This is a genomic window from Ochrobactrum sp. PL_is483, from assembly GCF_055816855.1.
On record NZ_JBVPGS010000029.1, the window covers coordinates 124,521 to 146,011 of the forward strand.

The window sequence follows — 21,491 nt, forward strand, 5'->3', positions numbered from 1 at the left end:
CAAGAACATAAACTCTGTGGACATTGACAAATTCACCGCGCCGGATTGAGCGCTCATTGAGCCAGTCCTGTAAGGTGAACATATGAGTTTCTGGTGATGGCGCATCATTGCGCCTGAGCCTTCATTTGGAAAGCGCCTCTTGTCCGTGCGAAGACATGCGGAAAGGGTGCGCGTGCGAGACCCGGAGTAATTTTTCGATGGCTGGTAGCGTCAACAAAGTCATTCTGGTCGGCAATCTTGGTGCCGATCCGGAAATTCGTCGCCTGAACTCGGGCGATGTGGTTGCCAATCTGCGCATTGCAACGTCGGAAAGCTGGCGCGACCGTCAGACCGGCGAACGCAAGGACCGCACCGAATGGCACAGCGTCGTCATTTTCAACGAGAACCTTGCCAAGGTCGCGGAACAGTATCTGAAGAAGGGCGCCAAGGTTTATATCGAAGGCGCGCTCCAGACCCGCAAATGGCAGGACCAGAACGGCAATGACCGTTACTCGACGGAAGTCGTGCTGCAGAAGTTCCGCGGTGAACTTCAGATGCTCGACAGCCGTGGCGAAGGCGGCGGTGAGGGCCGTTCGTTTGGCGGCGGCGGCAACCGCAACCAGATGTCGGATTACTCCGGTGGCGGCGGTGATTTCGGGTCGTCCGGCCCATCTTCGGGCGGCGGCAGCGGCGGCGGTTTCTCCCGCGATCTGGACGACGAAATTCCGTTCTGAGAACGAGTATAATCCAATTCATTAGTGAAATTCGATAAGGCGCTGTTTTACGGCGCCTTTTCTGTTTGTTGAATTGATGTTCTGGCGTCCAAATCGGCTGAAATCCCTCGCCTGAAACCGGAGCATGATTCCGAAAAGGGGAACCACCTACGCAGGGAAATCAGTCCAACGGACTGAATTCAAGTTCTGGTTCGATCAGATGAAACCATGCTCAAACAATAGCTTGCGGCGGGATGGCGATTCAACTTGAATGCATCCCGCTGCCTGAGCGCCAGACTGCCCGAATGTCAGATCGACTGTAGCGAAACACGCTTTTCAAGCTGGGCAGCGGCTTCTTTCCGTTCGCTGTAGCGATTTGTCAGATGCTCTGAAATCCCACGTGTCAGTAGAGTAAATTTCATCAGTTCTTCCATGACGTCGACTACGCGATCGTAGAAAGAGGAGGGCTTCATACGGCCTGCATCATCGAATTCCTGCCAAGCCTTGGCAACCGATGACTGATTGGGAATGGTAATCATCCGCATCCACCGGCCCAGAATGCGCATCTGATTGACAGCATTGAAGCTTTGCGAACCGCCGGAAACTTGCATCAGGGCCAGTGTTCGCCCTTGCGTGGGACGGACGGCACCGCCGGGTAATGGAATCCAGTCAATCTGCGATTTCATGACGGCACTCATCGCGCCATGGCGTTCAGGGCTTGTCCAGACCTGGCCTTCCGACCAAAGCATCGCCTCGCGCAATTCCTGAACCTTCGGGTGGTCCGGCGCCCCATCGTCCGGCAAAGGCAAGCCATCGGCATGGAAAATGCGGGTTTCGGCGCCCATTGCATCAAGCAGTCGCTGCGCTTCCAGCGTCAGGAAACGGCTATAGGAGCGTTCGCGCAACGATCCGTAGAGCAGCAGGATACGAGGCTTATGTTCCGGAAAAGGTGCGCGAAGAGCATTCTCACCCGGCAGAAGAAAGGATTTCCGGTCGAGGTTGGGCAAGTCCGCGTCTGTCATTTCCGTTCTCCATAGATGACCTGCTCACCGTCTTCCTTGGTGAAGGAAGCAACCGGGTTTTCCAGGAGCGGCAGAACCAGTTCGGAGGGACGGCATAGCCTGGTGCCGCGCGGCGTTTCAACAATCGGCCGGTTGATCAGAATCGGATGGGCCATCATGAAGTCGATCAACTCGTCATCGGTCCATTTCGGATCGGACAGGCCGAGTTCGCCATAGGGCGTACCTTTCTCGCGCAGCAGTTCACGCGGCGTCAGCTTCATTGCCGCCAGCAAGCCGAGCAGACGATCCCGCGTGGGCGGATTCTGCACATATTCGACAATCACAGGCTCTTCGCCGCTAGCGCGGATCATCGCCAGCGTATTGCGCGAGGTGCCGCATTTCGGGTTGTGAAAAATAGTGACGGTCATCGGGAGTTTCCTGTCTGTGTAGCGGGCTTTTGATCGGTGCCGCGTTCATACCAGTCTTTGGAGCGGTTCACGATCCAGACAACGGAAAGCATGACTGGCACTTCCACCAGAACGCCGACCACGGTCGCGAGGGCCGCGCCGGATGAAAAGCCGAAAAGGCTGATTGCAGCGGCGACGGCGAGTTCAAAGAAATTCGACGCGCCGATCAGGGCCGACGGTCCGGCAACGCTGTGTTTTTCGCCGGACAGGCGGTTGAGAAGATAGGCCAGCCCCGAATTGAAATAGACCTGAATGAGGATCGGCACTGCCAGCATGGCGATGATGAGCGGCTGCGCGATGATCTGCTCGCCCTGAAAACCGAAGAGCAGAACGAGAGTGGCAAGCAGCGCGACAAGAGAAAGCGGTTGCAGCGTCTTCAGCAGCCTGTCGAGCGCGCCTTGTCCGCCACCCGCCAGCAGGCTTCGCCGGATGATTTGCGCAAGGATCACCGGAATGACGATATAGAGGACAACGGAAAGAACGAGCGTATCCCATGGAACCGTAATCGCCGAAAGCCCGAGCAGAAGCCCGACGATCGGGGCAAAGGCTATGACCATGATGGCGTCATTCAATGCGACCTGAGACAAGGTGAAGTGCGGCTCCCCTTTTGTCAGGCTGGACCATATGAAGACCATGGCCGTGCAAGGTGCTGCGGCAAGGATGATAAGGCCTGCAATGTAAGAGTCGATCTGATCGGCAGGCAGATTCGGGCGGAAAAACCAGCCAATGAACAGCCATGCAAGAAGCGCCATCGAGAACGGCTTGACGGCCCAGTTGATAAACAGCGTGACGCCGATGCCCCGCCAGTGCCGACCGACTTGCCGAAGTGCGGCGAAGTCGATTTTCAACAGCATGGGAATAATCATCAGCCAGATGAGAACGGCGACGGGAATATTGACCTTGGCAATCTCGGCGGAGCCGATAGCGTGGAATAGCGTCGGAAAAAGATGCCCCAAAGCGACGCCCGCGACAATGCAAAGGGCAACCCAGACGGTCAGATACCTTTCAAAGACAGACATCAGCGTTGCTCCACGTGCCTTTGCATGTCCGCGTCAGACCGTTTTTCATGGGCGAATGACTGCCCGCGCGCACGCCGGGCGCCAGGTGAAACCGATTTATCATTTTAACGTCCGTTGAGGTGAACTGGCGTCGCCAGAACGTGGTTATTGAGTGGCGTCAGCCATCTTGGGTTCGCAGCAAGGTGTCAGGCTTTGGAGCAGAGGCGCGCAGAGTTCGGCGCTGCCGCCGCAACAATCCTTGATCATGAAAAGCGTCAGTTCGCGAAACTGATCCAGATCCGCGCGATAGATGATCGAGCGGCTGTGCCGCTCGCTCTTGACGAGGCCAGCCCGTGACAAGGTAGCCAGATGGGCGGACATCGTATTTTGCGGAATGTCCAACATACGGGCCAACTCGCCCGCCTTGATCCCGGCAGGTTCGTGTCGGACCAGCAATCGAAAGGTATCAAGCCTTGTCGATTGGGCGAGGGCGGCCAGAGCCGAGATTGCCGAGTCTTTTTCCATGTATCCAGAATAATGGATATATCATGTGCGTCAAGTTGCGATCTGGTGTGGCCATCCAGCCCATGGGTTATGCCAGGGTTGAGATGCTGCCACAGCCCTCAAAACGCCCAACCGCCACAGAGGCTCAGCCAAACTGCATGAAGCAGACTCCTCAGCCGTTTTCGTCATTCTCGATAGAGAATTCCATGCGGTCTGCCGAAAAACGGGTCAAGGAATATTGGATCGGCTTTCCTTCCGTATCGATATTCACCGCCCGCGCCGTAAGCACGATGGCGCCGGGAGACAGTTTCAGGTTTCTAAGGTCTTCCGGGTCGGCGTGGCGGGCCGATATGACCGTCGATTTTCGCAGATAATCGGCAATACCGGCAGCTTTGAAAGCAGCCGTGATCGACCCGCTTTCCGCATAATCCTTCACAAAGGAAGGAAACCGCGCTGCATTAATCCAGTGGGTGGCCGTCGAAACAGGGTAGCCATCGGCATTGTGCATCGTTTCGAGCCGGATCACCTCTTCGCCGGGATGCAGTTCCAGCGCATGGGCGATATCCGGAAAGGCGGGTTCGATGGCTGAAGCCAGCAAAATCCCCTGCATTTCCCGCACCTGCGAGGCGAGCGACTGAGAAATGCGGGTGCGGCGCCCGATCTGGTAGGTGAGGCGTTTTGCATTGGCGACGAAAGTGCCGCGTCCCTGTTCGGCACGCAGCACCCCTTCCTGCGTCAGCGCGGCGATGGCGCTGCGCACCGTATGGCGATTGACCCCGAACCTGTCGGCCAGCTCCATCTCGGCAGGCATGCGCGCGCCAGACTGAAGCTTCCCGGCTCTGATCTCGCCGCGAATCTCGTCGGCAATCTGCCGCCAGATGGCAACGCCGCTGTTTCTCTCAATTCGTCCACTCTTTTTCATCAGCGCCTTTGTCATCAACTGTCATCGTCCTGTCATTGGCAGGGTGTAATCATTCTGGTATTGTATAGTTGTCTATATAACTAGACAATAAGGACGATCAGGTCAACTGAATTAGATAGGGCGGAAAAAGCTCATGCAGACAACGCGACACAGCACAGGCGAAAGTGAAGCTCGCGCTGCCGCTGGAAGCAGGCCGACAGCGGATGCGGTGCAGATTGCACGGCAGGCAAGCATGGCGCTGCTTGCGCAGGCGAGTGGCGAAGAGCTTAAGGCGCTTTGGCAAAACTGGACGGAAAAGCCGCAATTTGAAGTTTTGCGCGGTCCTGAAACCGGGCTGGTCATGCTGCGCGGGCGCATCGGCGGCGGCGGCGCTCCTTTTAACGTCGGTGAAGCGACCGTCACGCGGGCGACCGTTCGTCTGGCAAACGGTTCCGTCGGCCATGCCTACGCGCTGGGCCGCGATCAGGAGAAGGCAAAGCTTGCCGCCCTGTTCGACGCAATCTGGCTCGACGAAGGAAAGCGCAGCGCCGTTGAAAGCGAAGTGCTGGACGTGCTGCGCCATCGCATGAATGCCGCTGATGACAAGCTGCGCGGCGAAGCTGCCGCCACCAAGGTCGATTTCTTCACAATGGTTCGGGGAGACAACTAATGCTCCAATCTTCTGCTTTCGAAGGCGGACTGGCCGATCCGGTCAATGAGGCGCAGTCGGCTTTTCATGGCGTTATGCACGCCATGGCCAATCCCGGCCAAATCAATCCGCTGGCGCGTGCAGCCACGCCGCCGCAGCCGCTGACGCCGGAACTGGGCGTCATTGCAGCCACTCTGCTCGATCACGATGCCAGCATATGGGTTGATGCTGAAATTGCCTCCAATCAGGAGGCAGCGGCCTGGCTGACTTTCCATACCGGCGCGCCAATCATTGAGGAGCAGTCGAGGGCACAGTTCGCGCTCGTGACAAATGCGCAATCGCTGCCAGCGCTTTCTTCCTTTGCGCAAGGCGAACCGGAGTTCCCCGATCGTTCGACCACGGTGGTTCTTGCCGTTGCGTCTCTGACAGACGGGCAGGGTTTTGTGCTGAAAGGCCCCGGCATCAATGGCGAGCGCAAGCTGCATGTCGATGGTCTGCCGCAGGATTTCATCCGGCAATGGCACGAGAACGGCGCGCAATACCCGCTCGGCATTGATCTTGTTCTGGTCTGCGACGGCGCCGTTGCAGCACTTCCCCGCACAACCAGAATTTCTGCTCTGGAGGGCTGAAAATGTATGTTGCCGTAAAGGGTGGCGAAACGGCCATCCGCAATGCCCACCGCCTTCTCGATGATCGCCGTCGCGGCGACCGTGCAGTTCCAGCACTTCGTCTTGACCAGATTGCCGAACAGCTGGCGCTGGCGGTTGATCGCGTCATGGCCGAAGGCTCGCTCTATGACCGTGAACTGGCGGCCCTTGCCATTCGCCAGTCGCGCGGTGATCTGATCGAGGCGATCTTTTTGGTGCGCGCCTATCGCACCACCTTGCCGCGCTTCGGCTATTCGCGTCCCATGGAAACCGCGCGAATGCTGATCGAGCGGCGCATTTCGGCGACCTATAAGGATCTGCCGGGTGGCCAGTTGCTCGGCCCCACCTTCGACTACACGCATCGACTTCTCGATCCCAATCTGGCTGGCGATGTGGCTGTGCCGGAACCGGAAACGCGCTCTGCGGAGCCGGAAGAAACGCCACGCGTGACCGATATTCTGGGCGTCAACGGCATGATCGAGGATGACGGCTCGCTGCCGGAAGGGCACGAGCCGGGCGACCTGACCCGCGAACCGTGGACATTCCCGATGGAACGCGACCTGCGCTTGCAGGCGCTGGCGCGCGGCGACGAAGGCTTTCTGCTAGCGCTCGGCTATTCCACGCAGCGCGGCTATGGCAACACGCATCCTTTTGTTGGCGAAATCCGCATTGGGGAGGTGGAGGTCGAGTTCGACGTGCCGGAACTGGGCTTTGCCGTCTCGCTCGGCCGCGTGCAGCTGACCGAATGCCAGATGGTCAACCAGTTCAAGGGTTCTGCCAAGCAGCCGCCGCAGTTTACGCGCGGTTATGGGCTGGTGTTCGGCCAGAGCGAGCGCAAGGCCATGTCCATGTCGCTCTGCGACCGTGCGCTGCGCGTGCGCGAATTCGATACGGATGTGACCGCGCCGGCGCAGGATGAGGAATTTGTCATTTCCCATTCCGACAATGTGCAGTCCACCGGCTTTGTCGAACATCTGAAACTGCCGCATTACGTTGATTTTCAAGCCGAACTCGAACTCATCCGCCGCATGCGCGCGGAATATGAGCAAGCGAACAACGATACCGAAAGTTTGGCAAAGGAGGCCGCAGAATGAGCGATCTGGCCAATTACAATTTTGCCTATCTGGACGAACAGACCAAGCGGATGATCCGCCGCGCCATTCTGAAGGCCATCGCGATCCCCGGTTATCAGGTGCCGTTTGCCAGCCGTGAAATGCCGATGCCCTATGGCTGGGGCACCGGCGGCGTGCAGGTCACAGCCTCGATCATCGGGCCGGACGATGTGCTGAAGGTTATCGATCAGGGTGCCGACGACACGACCAATGCCGTCTCCATCCGCGCCTTCTTCCAGAAGACGGCCAATGTTGCCGTCACCACACATACGGGCGAGGCGACGATCATCCAGACCCGTCACCGCATCCCGGAATATCCGCTGACCGAAGGGCAGGTGATCGTTTATCAGGTGCCGATCCCGGAACCGCTGCGTTTTCTGGAACCGCGTGAAACCGAAACGCGCAAGATGCATGCGCTTGCCGAATATGGCCTCATGCATGTGAAGCTTTATGAGGACATTGCGCGGCACGGCCATATCGCCAAGACCTATGATTATCCGGTGATGATCGAAGGACGCTATGTGATGGCGCCTTCGCCGACGCCGAAATTCGACAATCCGAAAATGCATATGTCTCCGGCCTTGCAGCTGTTCGGCGCGGGCCGCGAAAAGCGCATCTACGCCGTGCCGCCCTATACGGATGTCGTGAGCCTCGATTTCGAGGATCATCCGTTCGAAGTGCAGAAGTTCAAGGAACCATGCGCGCTTTGCGGGGCGAAGGGCGTCTATCTCGATGAAGTCGTTCTGGATGATCGCGGCGGCTCGATGTTCGTCTGCTCCGACACCGATTTTTGTGAGGACCGGCAGGCCAACGGGCATTTTGGTCATCTGGCAGCGAACAAGGAGGCCGCAGAATGAGCGAGCAACCTCTACTGAGAGTGAACAGCCTGTCGAAATTCTATGGCAATCGCCGTGGCTGCGCGGATATTTCCTTCAATCTGTGGCCGGGCGAGGTGCTGGCCATCGTCGGTGAATCCGGTTCCGGCAAGACGACGCTGCTGAACAGTCTGGCCACCCGTCTGGAACCGACTTCCGGCACCGTTGAATACCGGATGCGCGACGGGGAATTTCGCGATCTTTACAAGATTGGCGAGGCGGAACGCCGCTTCCTGATGCGGACGGACTGGGGTTTTGTGCATCAGAACCCGGCAGACGGGTTGCGCATGACGGTTTCGGCTGGCGCCAATGTCGGCGAACGCCTGATGGCGGTTGGCGAGCGCCATTACGGCAATATTCGCTCGACGGCCACCGAATGGCTCGGACGTGTCGAAATTGCCTCTGACCGCATTGACGATCAGCCACGCGCCTTTTCAGGCGGCATGCGCCAGCGCTTGCAGATTGCCCGCAATCTGGTGACCGCTCCGCGTCTTGTTTTCATGGATGAACCGACCGGCGGCCTTGATGTGTCGGTGCAGGCGCGCCTTCTCGATCTCCTTCGCGGCCTTGTCAGCGATCTCGGCCTTTCGGTGATTATCGTGACGCATGATCTCGCCGTGGCGCGTCTTCTATCCCATCGCATCATGGTCATGAAAGACGGCCATATTGTCGAGCAGGGCCTGACCGACCGCGTGCTCGACGACCCGCAAGCGCCTTATACGCAGTTGCTCGTGTCGTCGATCCTGCAAGTTTAGTAAATTAAAACAGATGTTTATTGCATGTTGTTCCTAAATTAGCCGAACTTCATGCGTGAGGTGAAAAATGCCTATGTTGCAAACATCAGCCCCGCTTGCCGTCACCGATGTGACGAAAACCTTCGTCATGCATTTGCAGGGCGGCATCGAACTTCCGGTCGTGCGCGGCGTCAATTTCGAACTCCGTGCCGGTGAATGTGCCGTGCTTGGTGGACCCTCGGGTGCGGGCAAAAGCTCGATCCTGAAAATGGTCTACGGTAATTATGCGGTCAATGGCGGCTCGATCCTGATCCGTCATGAAGACCGCACGGTGGATCTTGCCACAGCCGATCCGCGTGAGGTGCTGGCCGTGCGTCGCGATACGATCGGCTATGTCAGCCAGTTTTTGCGCACGCTGCCGCGCGTTGCGGCAATCGATGTGGTTGCCGAACCGCTCGTTGCGCGTGGCGTTGATCGTGAAGCGGCGCTGAACCGCGCCCGCGAACTTCTGGCGCAGCTCAATCTGCCGGAAAGGCTGTGGGCCTTGCCGCCAGCCACCTTCTCCGGCGGCGAACAGCAGCGCGTGAATATCGCACGCGGCTTCATCACGGATCATCCGGTATTGCTGCTCGACGAGCCGACCGCTTCGCTCGATGCGAAGAACCGTGCGGTCGTGGTCGATCTCATCAAGACCAAGAAGGAGCAGGGCGTCGCCATGCTCGGCATCTTCCACGATGAAGACGTGCGCTCGGTAGTTGCTGACCGGATCATTGACGTGACGGCTTTCTCTCCAAGGGGGCTGGCATGACCAAACTCTCGGTAGAACCACTGGTTCACGAAACAGCCATCGTCAACGGCTGCACACTCGGGCGCTATACCGAGATTGGCGAGCGCAGCCGCGTCTCGGAAACCGTGCTGGGCGATTACTCCTATCTTGGCGTCGATTGCGAAATCTGGTGCGCGGAGATTGGCAAGTTTTCCAATATTGCCAGCCATGTGCGCATCAATGCCACCAACCATCCGACATGGCGTCCGACACTGCATCATTTCACCTATCGTGCCGGGGATTACTGGCCGGAAGAAAAGGATGAGACGGAGTTTTTCGAGTGGCGTCGCGGCAATGCCGTGAAGATCGGCCACGACACTTGGCTTGGCCATGGTTCCACCATTTTGCCGGGTGTGACGGTCGGCAATGGTGCGGTTGTCGGTGCCGGAGCCGTGGTGAGCAAGGACGTAGCGCCCTATACCATCGTGGGCGGCGTGCCTGCGCGTCTCATCCGCGAACGGTTCGACGCCGCAACCGGCAATCGCCTTGACCGGCTGGCCTGGTGGGACTGGAGCCATGATCGCCTGCGTCAGGCGCTCGATGATTTCCGTGCGCTCGATATCGAAGCCTTCCTCTCGAAATATGAAACAGCCGCCAACACAAATGCGGTGATGAAAGAGCTATCCAATGGCTAATGAAATCGTTCTGAAAAACGCGCGGATCGTGCTCTCTGACGAGATTGTTTCCGGTTCCATCCTGATCCGTGACGGCAAGATCGCAGCCATCGATCAGGGCAACGCCAATGGCGGCGATGACATGGATGGCGATTATGTCATTCCGGGATTGATCGAGTTGCACACCGACCAGCTTGAAAGCCACTATGCGCCGCGCCCGAAGGTGCGCTGGAATGTCGATGCCGCCGTGCAGGCGCATGACGCGCAAGTGGCGGCATCGGGCATCACCACGGTATTCGACGCGATGCGCGTCGGCTCCGACTATGATCGCGATTTCGTCGGCAAGGATATGCGGATGCTCGCGGATGCGATTGAAAGCGGCGTGCGCGAAAACCGCCTGCGTGCCGACCATTTCCTGCATCTGCGCTGCGAAGTTTCCTCTGCCGATTGTCTCGAGACATTCGAGCTTTTCGCAGACGATGATCGCGTAAAACTTGCTTCGCTCATGGATCACGCACCCGGACAGCGGCAATTCGTTGATCTTGAGACCTATCGCACCTATTACATGCGCAAGATGAAGCTCACGGATGAGGAGTTCCGGGTGCATTGTGAAAAGCGCATGGCGGATTCGGACGCCTATTCCGCCAGACACCGGCGCGCCATCGCCGAACTGGCGACAACGCGCGGCATCGTTCTGGCGAGCCACGACGATGCGACCAGTGCGCATGTCGATGAATCGCTCGATCATGGCGTGCGGATCGCCGAGTTCCCGACCACGATGGAAGCCGCCAACGCGTCGAAAGGCGCGGGCCTCTCGATCCTCATGGGCGCGCCGAACATCGTTCGCGGCGGCTCGCATTCCGGCAATATTGCCGCACGCGATCTGATGGACAATGGCAGCCTCGACATTCTTTCTTCGGATTACATTCCTTTCAGCCTCATTCAGTCGGCTTTCGGTCTGGCTTCCGGCGAACGACCGATTGCGCTTCCCGATGCCATCCGCCTTGTGACCAAGAATCCTGCCGACGCGATGGCCATGGATGATCGCGGCGAGATCGCCATCGGCAAGCGCGCCGATCTGGTCCGTGTCCGTCCGAAAGGCGCGATTCCGGTTGTCCGCACGGTGTGGCGTGAAGGCGAACGGGTGCTTTGATGCAGATGCAATCCAAGAGGCCGAAAGGCTGTTTCGTCGCCGTCGTCGGCCCCAGCGGGGCCGGCAAGGATACGATCATGGATGCGGCGCGTGTGGCTCTTGCGGGCGACACGCGTTTTCACTTCGTGCGTCGCACCATCACCCGCCCGCAAATGCCGGGAACGGAGGATCACGACAGTCTGGACGAAGCGGCGTTCGCGAAATCGGCGGGCGAGGGTGCATTCGCCCTGCATTGGCAGGCGCATGGCTTGAGCTATGGATTGCCGAAATCGCTGGAGGGGGAAATCGCGGATGGAACGGTGGTTATCGCCAATGTTTCGCGCCGGGTTCTCAGCGATATTCGCAGACTCTATGCGTCGCGTTCGGTGGTCGTGATAACGGCCCGACCGGAAGTTCTGGCGGAGCGGCTCGCATCGCGCGGCCGCGAAAGCCGCGAGGAAATCGTGGCGCGACTAGCGCGTGAAGTCAGCTTCGATGACGGTGCGGGAGACGTTGTCACAATAGACAATTCCGGTGAAGTCGGCCTGTCCACAAAAGCCTTCCTGCGCCATCTGCAAGAAATCAGCGTTAAAACAATCGCTTGATTAGATTTCCTATAGTGACGTGTAAATTTACACAAACGTCATTGTGCTTTCATTGCAGTGTCATGGAAGCAATTCAGAGTGAGCATGAATGGAGAAGAATTCATGCTTCAACTGAAAAACATAACGCGCCGCTATAATGACAAGGTGGCGGTTTCGGGCGTAGACCTCGAAATCGAACCCGGCACGTTTGTGGGAATTATCGGGCGCTCGGGTGCGGGCAAGTCGACGCTTTTGCGCATGATCAATCGCCTTGTCGAGCCTTCCGAAGGGACCATCCACTGGGATGGTCGCGACGTTACGGGGCTGAAAGGTTCGGCGCTGCGCGACTGGCGCGCGCAATGCGCCATGATTTTCCAGCACTTCAATCTGGTCGACCGTCTCGATGTTCTGACGAATGTTCTGATGGGACGCCTGAACTATGTTTCGACGCCGAAATCGCTCCTGCGTGTTTGGAGCGATGAAGAACGCCTGATCGCTCTTTCCGCCTTGCAGCAGTTCGACATAGCGCATCTTGCGGCGCACCGTGCCGACGAGCTTTCGGGTGGCCAGCAGCAGCGCGTGGCGATTGCGCGCGCGCTTGTTCAGCAACCACGCATCATTCTCGCCGACGAGCCAATTGCATCGCTCGATCCGCGCAACACCCGCAGCGTCATGGACGCGCTGCGCCGCATCAATCGCGAATATGGCATTACGGTTCTCTGCAATCTGCACTCGCTCGATATTGCGCGCAGTTATTGCGACCGTCTGGTCGGCATGTCTGCCGGCAAGATCGTATTCCGCGGCACGCCTTCTATGCTGACCGAAATGGCGGCCCGCGACCTGTACGGCATGGAAGCCGCTGACGTCATCGATGCCGATGAGCAGCAGGATGAGCCATTGCCAATGCCAGTTCCGCAGTCGGCTGAAGCCGTTCTGCGTCAGCTTTCCGCCTGAGCGCACAGAGCTCAGGAAAAAAACACGCTCCAAACTCAGGATTAACAGGAGATACCTATGCTTAACCGTAGAAACTTTCTGGCGGCTGCTGCGCTTACCGCAACGCTGACCATGCCAATGATGGCTTCCACCGCTCAGGCTGCTGACTGGAGCAAGGACTATCCGGAAATCGTTCTGGGCGTGATCCCGGCGGAAAACGCCTCGACCACTTCCGACCGCTATGCGCCTCTGGCTGCCTATCTCGGCAAGGAACTCGGCACCAAGGTTACGCTGCGCGTTGCCAACGACTATGCAGCCGTCATCGAAGGCCAGCGCGCCGGTAACATCCAGATCGCATTCTATGGCCCGGCGTCCTATGCCCGCGCCGTCATGACCGGCGTTGAAACCACGCCGCTCGTCAACCAGCGTCACGATACCGGCGTCAATGGCTATTATTCGGTCGTTTACGTTCGCGCCGACAGCCCCTACCAGAAAATGGACGACTTGAAGGGCAAGACCATCGCTCTGGTCGATCCGAACTCGACCTCGGGCAACAATGCGCCGCGCTTCTTCCTCAATCGCGAGGGCTATAGCGTCGATACGTTCTTCGGTAAGAACTTTTTCGCCGGTAGCCATGAGAATGCAGTTCTCGCTCTGGCACAGGGCACCGCCGATGCGGCTGCCAACTCCTGGAACTCGGAAGACGATTCCAACCTGACCCGCATGGTCAGCCGCGGCGTTCTGAAGGATGCCAACGGCAAGGCGATGACGAAGGACGATTTCCGCGTCATCTTCAAATCGGACTTCCTTCCTGAAGGCCCGTTCGCCGTTCTCAGCACCCTGCCGGACCAGCTGAAAGCCGACATCAAGCAGGCCTTCCTCGACATGCCGAAGAAGGACAAGGCTGGTTTTGACGCTCTTTCCGACGGCAAGGATCAGGAATTCGTAGCCACCGAAGCCAAGGACTACGAGCCGATCATCGAAATGCTCAAGTTCAACGACAAGGCTCGCAAGTCCTGATCCGTAGAACAATTAAAGTGCCCGAAGCCGCAAAAGCTTCGGGCACTTTTGTTAGGGAATCTCGCATGACGGTATCCTCACTCGACGGCAGTGGTGCAAAGAGCCTGCTTGCCGATTATCGCAGGGAAGTCGGTAAACGGCGGCTCTACGGTATCGCGCTTCTCCTTGCGCTTGTCCTTGTCGCCATTGCTGCCTCCGTCGTTGCCGATGTTCGGCCCGGCACACTGGTCGAAAATCTATTTCGCTTCACAAGCTATCTCGGCCGCATTCTGCCGGATCTGACCATTGCCAATTTCTGGGGCGATCTCGCTGCCTGGTACTGGAATCTCGGCGGCTGGCTGAAGATGCTGTTCGAGACGCTGCTGATTGCCTATCTGGCGACATTGATCGGCGCAGTCGTTGCTTTCGCTGCGGCCTTTGCAGCCTCATCCAACATGGCTCCCAATTCCACGGTGCGCTTCATCGTCCGTCGCGGACTGGAATTGTTGCGTACCGTCCCGGAAATCGTCTTCGCGCTGCTTTTCGTCATCGCCTTTGGCCTTGGGCCGATGGCTGGTGTTCTGGCGCTGATGCTGCACACGACAGGGGCGCTGGGCAAGCTGTTCTCGGAAGTGGTCGAGAATATCGACATGCGTCCGGTTGAAGGTATTCGCGCATCCGGCGGTTCCGGCCTGCAGGTCATCCGCTTTGCCGTGCTGCCGCAAGTGGCTGCCAATTTCGCCTCCTATGGCCTGCTCCGCTTTGAAATCAATGTGCGCGGTGCCTCTGTCATGGGCTTTGTGGGGGCAGGCGGCATCGGGCAGGAACTGCTCACTTCGATCCGCCAGTTCTATTACAGCGATGTCAGCGCCATCCTGCTTCTGATCATCGTGACCATTGTCGTCATCGATCTCATTACGCAGCGTGTGCGACATGCACTGCTTGGTCGCATTGGTTGAGAAAGATCATGCTCAAACAGAAGAGAGAATTATGACCGACATTGCACAAACTCTCTCGCGTGAGGCACATGCGCACGAAAAGGAATTGAGGACCGAATATGCCGATCTGTTCGGCAATGGCCGCACATGGCGCAATCTGGCGATTTTAACCGTAGCGCTTATCGCTTCAGTCTGGTTCGCCTTCTACTGGCTGGATTTTTCGCTGCTGCGCATTCTGAATGGCCTCGGTCGCCTTGGCGATTTCGCCTTGATGATGATGCCTCCATCCTCCGGCGGGCGTTTCAGCCTTTATCTGTGGTCGATGATGGAAACGCTGGCGATTGCCTATCTCGGCACATTGCTGGCGGCGATCCTTGCTTTCCCGTTCGGCTTTCTGGCAGCGAAGAACATTATCCCGAATGTGTTCCTGCATTTTGGCATCCGTCGCTTCCTCGATACCATTCGCGGCGTCGACACGCTGATCTGGGCCCTGATCTGGGTCTCGGTGGTGGGGCTTGGGCCGTTTGCCGGTATTCTCGCCATCGCCTGCTCGGATTTCGGCGCATTCGGCAAACTGTTTTCAGAAGCTATTGAAGGCGCGGATAAAAAGCCCGTCGAAGGCATTGTCTCGTCGGGCGGCGGCAAGTTGCACAGTTATCGCTTCGGTGTGCTGCCGCAGGTTCTGCCGCTGATTGGCAGTCAGGTGCTCTATTTCTTCGAGTCGAACACCCGTTCGGCGACGATCATCGGCATTGTCGGGGCAGGCGGCATTGGCGCGCATCTGGCCGAGCAGATCAAGGTTCTGAATCTTCAGGACGTTTCGTTCCTGATCATCATGATCCTGGTTGCCGTTGCGGTGATCGACTGGTTCTCGTCGAAACTACGTCACGCCATGATCGGCAAGAAGGCGCAGAAATCCGCCTAGCCGGTAATGAGCGTCTTGATGCCATCGGCCACGAACTGAACGGCCAGCGCTGCCAGAATGACGCCAAGGAGGCGGGTCAGGATCGAACGGCCGGTTTCGCCAAGGAACCGGTCGACGCGCTCCGCCAGCAGCAGCACAAGATAGGTGATGAACAGGCAGACGAAGATGACGCCGAGGAGGGCTGCTTTAGGCCCCACGCCTTCGAAGGAGTTTGAGGTCAGCACAATAGCCGAAATCGCGCCCGGACCGGCAATCAGCGGAATGGCGAGCGGGAAGGCGGCAATATTGCGGATATGGTCCTTGGTGATGGCAACCTCGGCGCTTTTTTCCTTGCGCTCTGTCCGCTTTTCGAAAATCATTTCGAAGGCGATCCAGAACAGCAGAAGACCGCCAGCCACGCGGAACGCGCCGATGGTAATGCCGAACATGCCGAGTATCTGCGCGCCTGCAATGGCAAAGAGCGCCATTACGATAAAACCGATGATGGAGGCGCGAAGCGCCACCTGTCCGCGGTGGTGCCGCTCCATCCCTGGCGTCAGCGCCAGGAACAACGGCGCCAGTCCGGGCGGATCGATTGTAACAAGCAGGGTGACGAACGCGCTGAAAACCGTATCGTAGAACCCCATACTGCACGCGCCCTTCTTGTTGGCATGTTATGCTCAATCGGATACACGGATTGTAGACGATCACGAGCGGATGGTCGATGCAAAGCGCGAGGTCGGGCAACATCGTTGCTCAATCTTTATGTGAATATCTTTTAAGTCATTGAATTAACGAGCGGAAATGACCCGCCTAAAAGGCCGTGAAATTGGCGTTTTTTGCTGGTTTCCGTTATAAAGTGACTTTATCGATTCTGTTGAGAAAGAAATCTGAATAGTGTCAGATCAAACGCCTCCACCCGGTTCCGACGATATGAATGGTGGCCCAAACGGCGGCCCTAGCGGTATCGAACCGATTTCCATCATCGAGGAGATGCAGCGCTCCTATCTCGATTACGCGATGAGCGTTATCGTGAGCCGTGCGCTGCCCGATGTGCGCGACGGCCTGAAGCCCGTGCATCGCCGCATACTCCACGCCATGAACGAGATGAGCCTCGCCTATAACCGCCCGTACCGCAAGTCGGCGGGTGTGGTCGGTGAGGTTATGGGTAAGTATCACCCCCATGGCGATGCTTCCATCTATGACGCCCTCGTGCGTATGGCGCAGGATTTTTCCATGCGCGATCCGCTGGTCGACGGGCAGGGCAATTTCGGTTCCATCGATGGCGATCCCCCGGCGGCGATGCGTTACACCGAATGCCGTCTGGAAAAGCTGACAGAAACCATCCTGTCGGATATCGACAAGGATACGGTCGACTTCCAGGACAATTATGACGGTCGCGAGCAGGAACCGGTGGTCATGCCTGCGCGCTTTCCGAACCTGCTCGTCAATGGTTCGGGCGGTATTGCGGTCGGCATGGCGACCAACATTCCGCCGCACAATCTCGGCGAAGTCATCGACGGCTGCGTTGCGCTGATCGACAATCCGGCCATTGAACTGTCGGAACTGATGGAAATCATTCCGGGGCCGGATTTCCCGACGGGCGGCATCATCCTCGGACGCTCTGGCATCAATTCCGCCTACACGACCGGACGCGGTTCGGTGGTCATGCGCGGGCGCGCCACCATCGAGCCGATGCGCGGCGACCGCGAAGCCATCATCATCACCGAGATCCCGTATCAGGTGAACAAGGCTTCGATGATCGAGAAGATGGCCGAGCTGGTGCGCGACAAGCGCATCGAAGGCATTTCCGATCTGCGCGATGAATCCGACCGCGAAGGCTATCGCGTCGTGGTGGAACTGAAGCGCGATGCCGTTGCCGATGTCGTGCTGAACCAGCTTTACCGCTATACGCCGCTGCAAACCTCGTTCGGCTGCAACATGGTGGCGCTGAACGGCGGCAAGCCGGAACAGCTCAACCTGCTCGACATGCTGCGCGCCTTCGTCGTCTTCCGCGAGGAAGTCGTGACGCGCCGCACCAAGTTCCTGCTCAACAAAGCGCGCGACCGCGCGCATGTGTTGGTCGGTCTTGCGATTGCCGTCGCCAATATCGATGAGGTGATCGCGCTCATTCGCCGGGCACCCGATCCGACAACGGCCCGCGAGCAGTTGATGGAACGCCGCTGGCCCGCAGTCGATGTGGCTCCGCTGATTCGTCTGATTGACGATCCGCGCCACACGCTGAACGATGACAACACCTATAATCTCTCCGAGGAACAGGCGCGTGCCATTCTCGATCTGCGTCTGCAGCGCCTGACCGCGCTTGGTCGCGACGAGGTGGCTGACGAGCTGAACAAGATCGGCGAGGAAATCCGCGACTATCTCGACATTCTCGGTTCGCGCCTGCGCGTGATGAATATCGTCAAGGAAGAGATGATCGCGGTTCGCGACGAATTCGCGACCCCGCGCCGCACCGAAATCGGTTTCGGCGGTGCGGAAATGGATGACGAAGACCTGATCGCCCGTGAGGATATGGTCGTCACCGTCAGCCATGCAGGCTATATCAAGCGCGTGCCGCTGACGACCTATCGTGCGCAGCGCCGTGGCGGCAAGGGCCGCTCCGGCATGGCCACGAAGGACGAGGATTTCGTCACGCGCCTGTTCGTGGCCAACACGCATACGCCGGTTCTGTTCTTCTCCTCGCGTGGCATTGTCTACAAGGAGAAAGTCTGGCGCTTGCCGGTTGGCACACCGCAGTCGCGTGGCAAGGCGCTCATCAACATGCTGCCATTGCAGCAGGGCGAGCGCATCACCACCATCATGCCGCTGCCGGAAGATGAGGATAGCTGGGCAAACCTCGACGTCATGTTCTCCACGACGCGCGGTACGGTTCGCCGCAACAAGCTGTCGGACTTCGTTCAGGTCAACCGCAACGGCAAGATCGCCATGAAGCTCGAAGACGAGGGCGATGAGATCCTCTCAGTCGATACCTGTACGGAATTCGACGACGTGCTTCTGACCTGCGCCGGTGGCCAGTGCATTCGCTTCCCCGTTACCGATGTGCGCGTCTTCGCAGGCCGCAATTCGATCGGCGTGCGCGGCATCAATCTGGCCGATGGCGACAAGGTCATCTCCATGGCGATCCTGCATCACGTCGACGCCGACGCGGCCGAGCGCTCGGCCTATCTCAAGCGTTCGATTGCCGAACGTCGTGCGCAGGGCGCCGATGACGCGGATGATATCGTGGTGGTTGGCGAGGAAGTCGGAAACGAAACCGAGCTCAACGACGAACGCTATCAGGAGCTGAAAGCACGCGAGCAGACCGTGCTGACCGTCAGCGAATATGGTTACGGCAAGCGGTCTTCGTCCTATGAATTCCGCGTTTCGGGCCGTGGCGGCAAGGGCATCCGCGCCACCGATACGTCGAAAACCGACGAAATCGGCAAGCTGGTTGCCCTGTTCCCGGTCGAGGCGAGCGACCAGATTCTGCTCGTTTCTGATGGCGGACAGCTTATTCGTGTGCCGGTGGATGGAATCCGTATTGCCGGACGTTCCACCAAGGGCGTCACGATCTTCAATACCGCAGACGGCGAAAAGGTCGTTTCGGTCGAACGCATATCTGAAACGGATAGCGAAGAAGAAAACGGCAATGGTGGCGAAGCGGCTTCCGAAGGCGAAGCACCAATCGCAGATACCGAAGAATAATCAAAGGGCTGGGGCCCTTTGTTCTGAACAATGAAAAAGGCCGATGGTGGGAACCATCGGCCTTTTTCAGATGCCAAGACTGGAGGAATTGGCGATCACACAAACTTTTTTCCAGCAAGCTCCAACGCTGTTGCGTGAACTCGACTGTTAATACTCAGCGCGAACGCATGTTGCGCAGGCTATTGATGTCGAATGCCACCTGGCGCACGCGCTGACGCTTGGCCTCATTCTCTTCAAGAAGCAGTATGATTGCCGATGCAGCCATCGCGACCATCATGGATAATGCCAGAAGAAAGATCATCATCGTGTTATCCTTTCGACATACATACGCTCAGGAAGCGAAAAGGTTGCACCGAGCTTGCACCCATCTTGGTAAATCGGTTGTGAACTTGTCGTGAAATCACTGTTCATATCGCGTTCATCTGGTTTCTTGGTTTCTGTTTTCTTATCGCAGTGGTTCTTGTTGAAAATCCTGTCAGAAAAGGCTAGCTGGAAGAAATGACGATTGCGATCTATGCGGGCTCGTTCGACCCGGTGACAAACGGCCATATGGATGTCCTGAAAGGTGCCCTGCGCCTTGCCGACAAGGTTATTGTCGCGATTGGCGTTCACCCCGGCAAAAAGCCTCTCTTCACCTTTGAGGAGCGCGTGGCGCTTATCGGTGAAAGCTGTAAGGCTGGTCTGGGCGCGGATGCAGGCCGGGTTTCGGTCATTTCCTTCGATGGGCTGGTCATCGATGCGGCGCGCAAACATGCCGCTCAATTAATGGTGCGCGGTTTGCGCGATGGCACCGATCTCGACTATGAAATGCAGATGGCAGGAATGAACGGCACAATGGCGCCGGAATTGCAGACCGTGTTCCTCCCGGCGGACCCGGCGGTGCGCACGATTACCGCCACATTGGTTCGACAGATTGCCTCCATGGGCGGCGATATAAAGCCTTTCGTTCCTGCGGCTGTCGCTGCCGCCCTGAACGCCAAATTCAAATCCTGACCACAGGGAGTTTTTCGATCATGTCTTTCGTTCGTTCAGCGCTTGCCGCTGCTGCTTTTTTCGCGCTGTCGCAGGGCGCTGTCCAGACGGCCTCTGCCGCCAATGCTGAAAACACCGTGGTTCTCAAGCTGAAAGACGGCGACGTTGCCATCCAGCTTCGCCCCGACCTTGCGCCAAAGCATGTTGCGCAGATCGAAAAGCTGGTCGGCGAGGGCGCTTACAACGGCGTCGCCTTCCACCGTGTCCTTCCGGGCTTCATGGCCCAGACCGGCGATGTAAAGTTCGGCAACATGGACAAGAACTTCGATGCATCACGCGTCGGCACCGGCGGCTCTGACTATCCGGATATTCCGGCAGAATTCTCCAAGGAACCTTTCGTTCGCGGCACGGTGGGCATGGCCCGCAGCCAGAATCCGAACTCGGCCAACTCGCAATTCTTCATCATGTTTGCGGACGGCTCCTTCCTCAACGGCCAGTATACAGTGGTCGGCAAGGTTGTCAGCGGCATGGATGTCGTCGACAAGATAAAGAAGGGCAGCGAAGCCGATAATGGCGCCGTGACAAACCCGGACAAGATCATCAAGGCCACGCTTCAGGCCGACAAGAAGTAAAATACAAGGAGAGGCCCAATGGCTTACAAAGACCCTGAAAACACGCTCGTTCTCGAAACCACCAAGGGCAATGTTGTTCTGGAGCTCTATCCGGACCTGGCGCCGGATCATGTGGCGCGCATCAAGGAACTGGCTCGCGAAGGCGCATATGATGGCGTGGTGTTCCACCGCGTGATCGACGGCTTCATGGCACAGACCGGCGACGTGAAGTTCGGCAAGACGGGCGGCGCTCATTTCAACGGCTCGCGCGCTGGCATGGGCGGTTCGGACAAGCCGGACCTGAAGGCCGAGTTCTCCAACACGCCGCACAAGCGCGGCACGGCTTCGATGGCGCGTTCCGCCAACCCGAATTCGGCTAACTCGCAGTTCTTCATCTGCTTCGCCGACGCTCCATGGCTCGACCGCCAGTACAGTGTCTGGGGCCAGGTCATCGAAGGCATGGACAATGTCGACAAGATCAAGCGCGGCGAACCGGTCTCCGATCCGGACCAGATCGTGACGGCGCGTATCGCTGCCGACATCTGATCCTGCCAATTCCATTGAGAAATTACGGCTCCGGTTCATGCTGGGGCCGTGATTCGTTTGCCGCATTTCCGAACGCATCGAAGCGGGATCAGAAATCAGTCCAGTGAACTGATTTCCCCGCGTAGGCGCTTCGCACTTTTGCTGGAA

The 21,491-nt window shown here is 58.0% G+C and carries 25 protein-coding genes; 18 read left to right on the top strand and 7 right to left on the bottom strand.

Features of this window, described 5'->3' with window-relative positions:
- Positions 1–197 precede the first annotated feature (197 nt).
- On the top strand, positions 198–713 hold the full coding sequence (gene ssb / locus AC0TNJ_RS06085; RefSeq protein WP_006470425.1) for a single-stranded DNA-binding protein: 516 nt from the start codon (positions 198–200) through the stop codon (positions 711–713).
- A gap of 287 nt (positions 714–1,000) precedes the next feature.
- On the opposite strand, the gene arsH is transcribed toward ssb, so the two are convergent.
- From arsH to phnF, 5 genes are all read right to left on the bottom strand, one after another.
- Positions 1,001–1,714 carry an arsenical resistance protein ArsH gene (arsH, locus tag AC0TNJ_RS06090; RefSeq protein WP_473770566.1) on the bottom strand — a complete coding sequence of 238 codons (714 nt, stop codon included), beginning with the start codon at positions 1,712–1,714 and terminating at the stop codon, positions 1,001–1,003.
- A complete protein-coding gene (gene arsC / locus AC0TNJ_RS06095; protein WP_473770567.1) occupies positions 1,711–2,121 on the bottom strand; it encodes an arsenate reductase (glutaredoxin) in 411 nt (136 codons plus the stop codon). The genes arsH and arsC overlap by 4 nt, the downstream gene beginning before the upstream one ends.
- A complete protein-coding gene (gene arsB / locus AC0TNJ_RS06100; RefSeq protein WP_473770568.1) occupies positions 2,118–3,179 on the bottom strand; it encodes an ACR3 family arsenite efflux transporter in 1,062 nt (353 codons plus the stop codon). Before arsB ends, arsC begins: the two co-directional genes overlap by 4 nt.
- Positions 3,180–3,323: 144 nt before the next feature.
- The gene (locus AC0TNJ_RS06105) at positions 3,324–3,683 is read right to left on the bottom strand and encodes an ArsR/SmtB family transcription factor (protein ID WP_473770569.1); all 360 of its coding nucleotides are present in this window, start codon (positions 3,681–3,683) and stop codon (positions 3,324–3,326) included.
- Positions 3,684–3,834: 151 nt separating this feature from the next.
- The gene (gene phnF, locus AC0TNJ_RS06110; protein ID WP_473770611.1) at positions 3,835–4,584 is read right to left on the bottom strand and encodes a phosphonate metabolism transcriptional regulator PhnF; all 750 of its coding nucleotides are present in this window, start codon (positions 4,582–4,584) and stop codon (positions 3,835–3,837) included.
- A gap of 133 nt (positions 4,585–4,717) precedes the next feature.
- Here phnF and phnG point away from each other — a divergent pair, with 133 nt between their 5' ends.
- The 13 genes from phnG (at position 4,718) to phnE (AC0TNJ_RS06175) (ending at position 15,531) form a co-directional block, all read left to right on the top strand.
- Positions 4,718–5,233, top strand: coding sequence for a phosphonate C-P lyase system protein PhnG (gene phnG / locus AC0TNJ_RS06115; RefSeq protein ID WP_122003349.1), 516 nt, complete (start codon positions 4,718–4,720; stop codon positions 5,231–5,233).
- Complete coding sequence (phnH, locus tag AC0TNJ_RS06120; protein WP_473770570.1) at positions 5,233–5,841, top strand: phosphonate C-P lyase system protein PhnH; 609 nt, start codon at positions 5,233–5,235, stop codon at positions 5,839–5,841. Before phnG ends, phnH begins: the two co-directional genes overlap by 1 nt.
- A 2-nt stretch (positions 5,842–5,843) precedes the next feature.
- Entirely contained in the window at positions 5,844–6,953 is a 1,110-nt protein-coding gene (locus tag AC0TNJ_RS06125) for a carbon-phosphorus lyase complex subunit (protein WP_473770571.1), read from the top strand.
- Positions 6,950–7,828, top strand: a complete 879-nt coding sequence (locus AC0TNJ_RS06130) for an alpha-D-ribose 1-methylphosphonate 5-phosphate C-P-lyase PhnJ (protein ID WP_473770572.1) — start codon at positions 6,950–6,952, stop codon at positions 7,826–7,828. Before AC0TNJ_RS06125 ends, AC0TNJ_RS06130 begins: the two co-directional genes overlap by 4 nt.
- A complete protein-coding gene (phnK, locus tag AC0TNJ_RS06135) occupies positions 7,825–8,601 on the top strand; it encodes a phosphonate C-P lyase system protein PhnK (RefSeq protein ID WP_113474744.1) in 777 nt (258 codons plus the stop codon). Before AC0TNJ_RS06130 ends, phnK begins: the two co-directional genes overlap by 4 nt.
- A gap of 73 nt (positions 8,602–8,674) precedes the next feature.
- A complete protein-coding gene (gene phnL, locus AC0TNJ_RS06140) occupies positions 8,675–9,388 on the top strand; it encodes a phosphonate C-P lyase system protein PhnL (RefSeq protein ID WP_162997396.1) in 714 nt (237 codons plus the stop codon).
- Positions 9,385–10,041: a DapH/DapD/GlmU-related protein gene (locus AC0TNJ_RS06145; RefSeq protein ID WP_473770573.1), complete on the top strand. Its 657-nt coding sequence runs from the start codon at positions 9,385–9,387 to the stop codon at positions 10,039–10,041. Before phnL ends, AC0TNJ_RS06145 begins: the two co-directional genes overlap by 4 nt.
- Positions 10,034–11,173 carry an alpha-D-ribose 1-methylphosphonate 5-triphosphate diphosphatase gene (locus tag AC0TNJ_RS06150; RefSeq protein ID WP_473770574.1) on the top strand — a complete coding sequence of 380 codons (1,140 nt, stop codon included), beginning with the start codon at positions 10,034–10,036 and terminating at the stop codon, positions 11,171–11,173. Before AC0TNJ_RS06145 ends, AC0TNJ_RS06150 begins: the two co-directional genes overlap by 8 nt.
- Positions 11,174–11,178: 5 nt before the next feature.
- Positions 11,179–11,757, top strand: coding sequence for a phosphonate metabolism protein/1,5-bisphosphokinase (PRPP-forming) PhnN (gene phnN / locus AC0TNJ_RS06155; protein WP_473770612.1), 579 nt, complete (start codon positions 11,179–11,181; stop codon positions 11,755–11,757).
- A 102-nt stretch (positions 11,758–11,859) separates the two neighbouring features.
- On the top strand, positions 11,860–12,690 hold the full coding sequence (gene phnC, locus AC0TNJ_RS06160; protein ID WP_122003356.1) for a phosphonate ABC transporter ATP-binding protein: 831 nt from the start codon (positions 11,860–11,862) through the stop codon (positions 12,688–12,690).
- 57 nt (positions 12,691–12,747) lie between these two features.
- Entirely contained in the window at positions 12,748–13,689 is a 942-nt protein-coding gene (phnD, locus tag AC0TNJ_RS06165; RefSeq protein WP_122003357.1) for a phosphonate ABC transporter substrate-binding protein, read from the top strand.
- A 65-nt stretch (positions 13,690–13,754) separates the two neighbouring features.
- Positions 13,755–14,627 (top strand): phosphonate ABC transporter, permease protein PhnE, encoded by an 873-nt coding sequence (gene phnE / locus AC0TNJ_RS06170; RefSeq protein ID WP_122003358.1) that lies wholly within the window; start codon positions 13,755–13,757, stop codon positions 14,625–14,627.
- 31 nt (positions 14,628–14,658) lie between these two features.
- A complete protein-coding gene (phnE, locus tag AC0TNJ_RS06175; RefSeq protein ID WP_473770575.1) occupies positions 14,659–15,531 on the top strand; it encodes a phosphonate ABC transporter, permease protein PhnE in 873 nt (290 codons plus the stop codon).
- On the opposite strand, the gene AC0TNJ_RS06180 is transcribed toward phnE (AC0TNJ_RS06175), so the two are convergent.
- Positions 15,528–16,157, bottom strand: a complete 630-nt coding sequence (locus AC0TNJ_RS06180; protein WP_122003360.1) for a MarC family protein — start codon at positions 16,155–16,157, stop codon at positions 15,528–15,530. The two genes, phnE (AC0TNJ_RS06175) and AC0TNJ_RS06180, sit on opposite strands and share 4 nt — an antisense overlap.
- A gap of 286 nt (positions 16,158–16,443) precedes the next feature.
- Here AC0TNJ_RS06180 and gyrA point away from each other — a divergent pair, with 286 nt between their 5' ends.
- On the top strand, positions 16,444–19,215 hold the full coding sequence (gyrA, locus tag AC0TNJ_RS06185) for a DNA gyrase subunit A (protein ID WP_122003361.1): 2,772 nt from the start codon (positions 16,444–16,446) through the stop codon (positions 19,213–19,215).
- A gap of 154 nt (positions 19,216–19,369) precedes the next feature.
- On the opposite strand, the gene AC0TNJ_RS06190 is transcribed toward gyrA, so the two are convergent.
- A complete protein-coding gene (locus tag AC0TNJ_RS06190; RefSeq protein ID WP_162929761.1) occupies positions 19,370–19,519 on the bottom strand; it encodes a hypothetical protein in 150 nt (49 codons plus the stop codon).
- A 194-nt stretch (positions 19,520–19,713) separates the two neighbouring features.
- Between AC0TNJ_RS06190 and coaD the strand changes: the two genes are divergently transcribed.
- From coaD to AC0TNJ_RS06205, 3 genes are read left to right on the top strand one after another with little or no spacing between them, the layout of a single operon-like run.
- Positions 19,714–20,208 carry a pantetheine-phosphate adenylyltransferase gene (gene coaD / locus AC0TNJ_RS06195; protein WP_122003363.1) on the top strand — a complete coding sequence of 165 codons (495 nt, stop codon included), beginning with the start codon at positions 19,714–19,716 and terminating at the stop codon, positions 20,206–20,208.
- Between the two features lie 20 nt (positions 20,209–20,228).
- Positions 20,229–20,819, top strand: a complete 591-nt coding sequence (locus tag AC0TNJ_RS06200; RefSeq protein ID WP_473770576.1) for a peptidylprolyl isomerase — start codon at positions 20,229–20,231, stop codon at positions 20,817–20,819.
- A gap of 18 nt (positions 20,820–20,837) precedes the next feature.
- Complete coding sequence (locus AC0TNJ_RS06205) at positions 20,838–21,344, top strand: peptidylprolyl isomerase (RefSeq protein WP_006466795.1); 507 nt, start codon at positions 20,838–20,840, stop codon at positions 21,342–21,344.
- The last annotated feature ends 147 nt before the right edge of the window (positions 21,345–21,491 follow it).

Coding starts and splice junctions, on each gene's coding strand:
- AC0TNJ_RS06200 (WP_473770576.1), top strand. CDS start 20,229: ATGTCTTTCGTTCGTTCAGCGCTTGCCGCTGCTGCTTTTTTCGCGCTG.
- arsC (WP_473770567.1), bottom strand. CDS start 2,121: ATGACCGTCACTATTTTTCACAACCCGAAATGCGGCACCTCGCGCAAT.
- phnE (WP_473770575.1), top strand. CDS start 14,659: ATGACCGACATTGCACAAACTCTCTCGCGTGAGGCACATGCGCACGAA.
- AC0TNJ_RS06130 (WP_473770572.1), top strand. CDS start 6,950: ATGAGCGATCTGGCCAATTACAATTTTGCCTATCTGGACGAACAGACC.
- arsH (WP_473770566.1), bottom strand. CDS start 1,714: ATGACAGACGCGGACTTGCCCAACCTCGACCGGAAATCCTTTCTTCTG.
- phnL (WP_162997396.1), top strand. CDS start 8,675: ATGTTGCAAACATCAGCCCCGCTTGCCGTCACCGATGTGACGAAAACC.
- phnK (WP_113474744.1), top strand. CDS start 7,825: ATGAGCGAGCAACCTCTACTGAGAGTGAACAGCCTGTCGAAATTCTAT.
- arsB (WP_473770568.1), bottom strand. CDS start 3,179: ATGTCTGTCTTTGAAAGGTATCTGACCGTCTGGGTTGCCCTTTGCATT.
- AC0TNJ_RS06150 (WP_473770574.1), top strand. CDS start 10,034: ATGGCTAATGAAATCGTTCTGAAAAACGCGCGGATCGTGCTCTCTGAC.
- phnE (WP_122003358.1), top strand. CDS start 13,755: ATGACGGTATCCTCACTCGACGGCAGTGGTGCAAAGAGCCTGCTTGCC.
- AC0TNJ_RS06125 (WP_473770571.1), top strand. CDS start 5,844: ATGTATGTTGCCGTAAAGGGTGGCGAAACGGCCATCCGCAATGCCCAC.
- phnD (WP_122003357.1), top strand. CDS start 12,748: ATGCTTAACCGTAGAAACTTTCTGGCGGCTGCTGCGCTTACCGCAACG.
- AC0TNJ_RS06190 (WP_162929761.1), bottom strand. CDS start 19,519: ATGATGATCTTTCTTCTGGCATTATCCATGATGGTCGCGATGGCTGCA.
- phnF (WP_473770611.1), bottom strand. CDS start 4,584: ATGAAAAAGAGTGGACGAATTGAGAGAAACAGCGGCGTTGCCATCTGG.
- AC0TNJ_RS06205 (WP_006466795.1), top strand. CDS start 20,838: ATGGCTTACAAAGACCCTGAAAACACGCTCGTTCTCGAAACCACCAAG.
- phnH (WP_473770570.1), top strand. CDS start 5,233: ATGCTCCAATCTTCTGCTTTCGAAGGCGGACTGGCCGATCCGGTCAAT.
- ssb (WP_006470425.1), top strand. CDS start 198: ATGGCTGGTAGCGTCAACAAAGTCATTCTGGTCGGCAATCTTGGTGCC.
- phnC (WP_122003356.1), top strand. CDS start 11,860: ATGCTTCAACTGAAAAACATAACGCGCCGCTATAATGACAAGGTGGCG.
- phnG (WP_122003349.1), top strand. CDS start 4,718: ATGCAGACAACGCGACACAGCACAGGCGAAAGTGAAGCTCGCGCTGCC.
- AC0TNJ_RS06180 (WP_122003360.1), bottom strand. CDS start 16,157: ATGGGGTTCTACGATACGGTTTTCAGCGCGTTCGTCACCCTGCTTGTT.
- AC0TNJ_RS06145 (WP_473770573.1), top strand. CDS start 9,385: ATGACCAAACTCTCGGTAGAACCACTGGTTCACGAAACAGCCATCGTC.
- gyrA (WP_122003361.1), top strand. CDS start 16,444: ATGAATGGTGGCCCAAACGGCGGCCCTAGCGGTATCGAACCGATTTCC.
- AC0TNJ_RS06105 (WP_473770569.1), bottom strand. CDS start 3,683: ATGGAAAAAGACTCGGCAATCTCGGCTCTGGCCGCCCTCGCCCAATCG.
- coaD (WP_122003363.1), top strand. CDS start 19,714: ATGACGATTGCGATCTATGCGGGCTCGTTCGACCCGGTGACAAACGGC.
- phnN (WP_473770612.1), top strand. CDS start 11,179: ATGCAATCCAAGAGGCCGAAAGGCTGTTTCGTCGCCGTCGTCGGCCCC.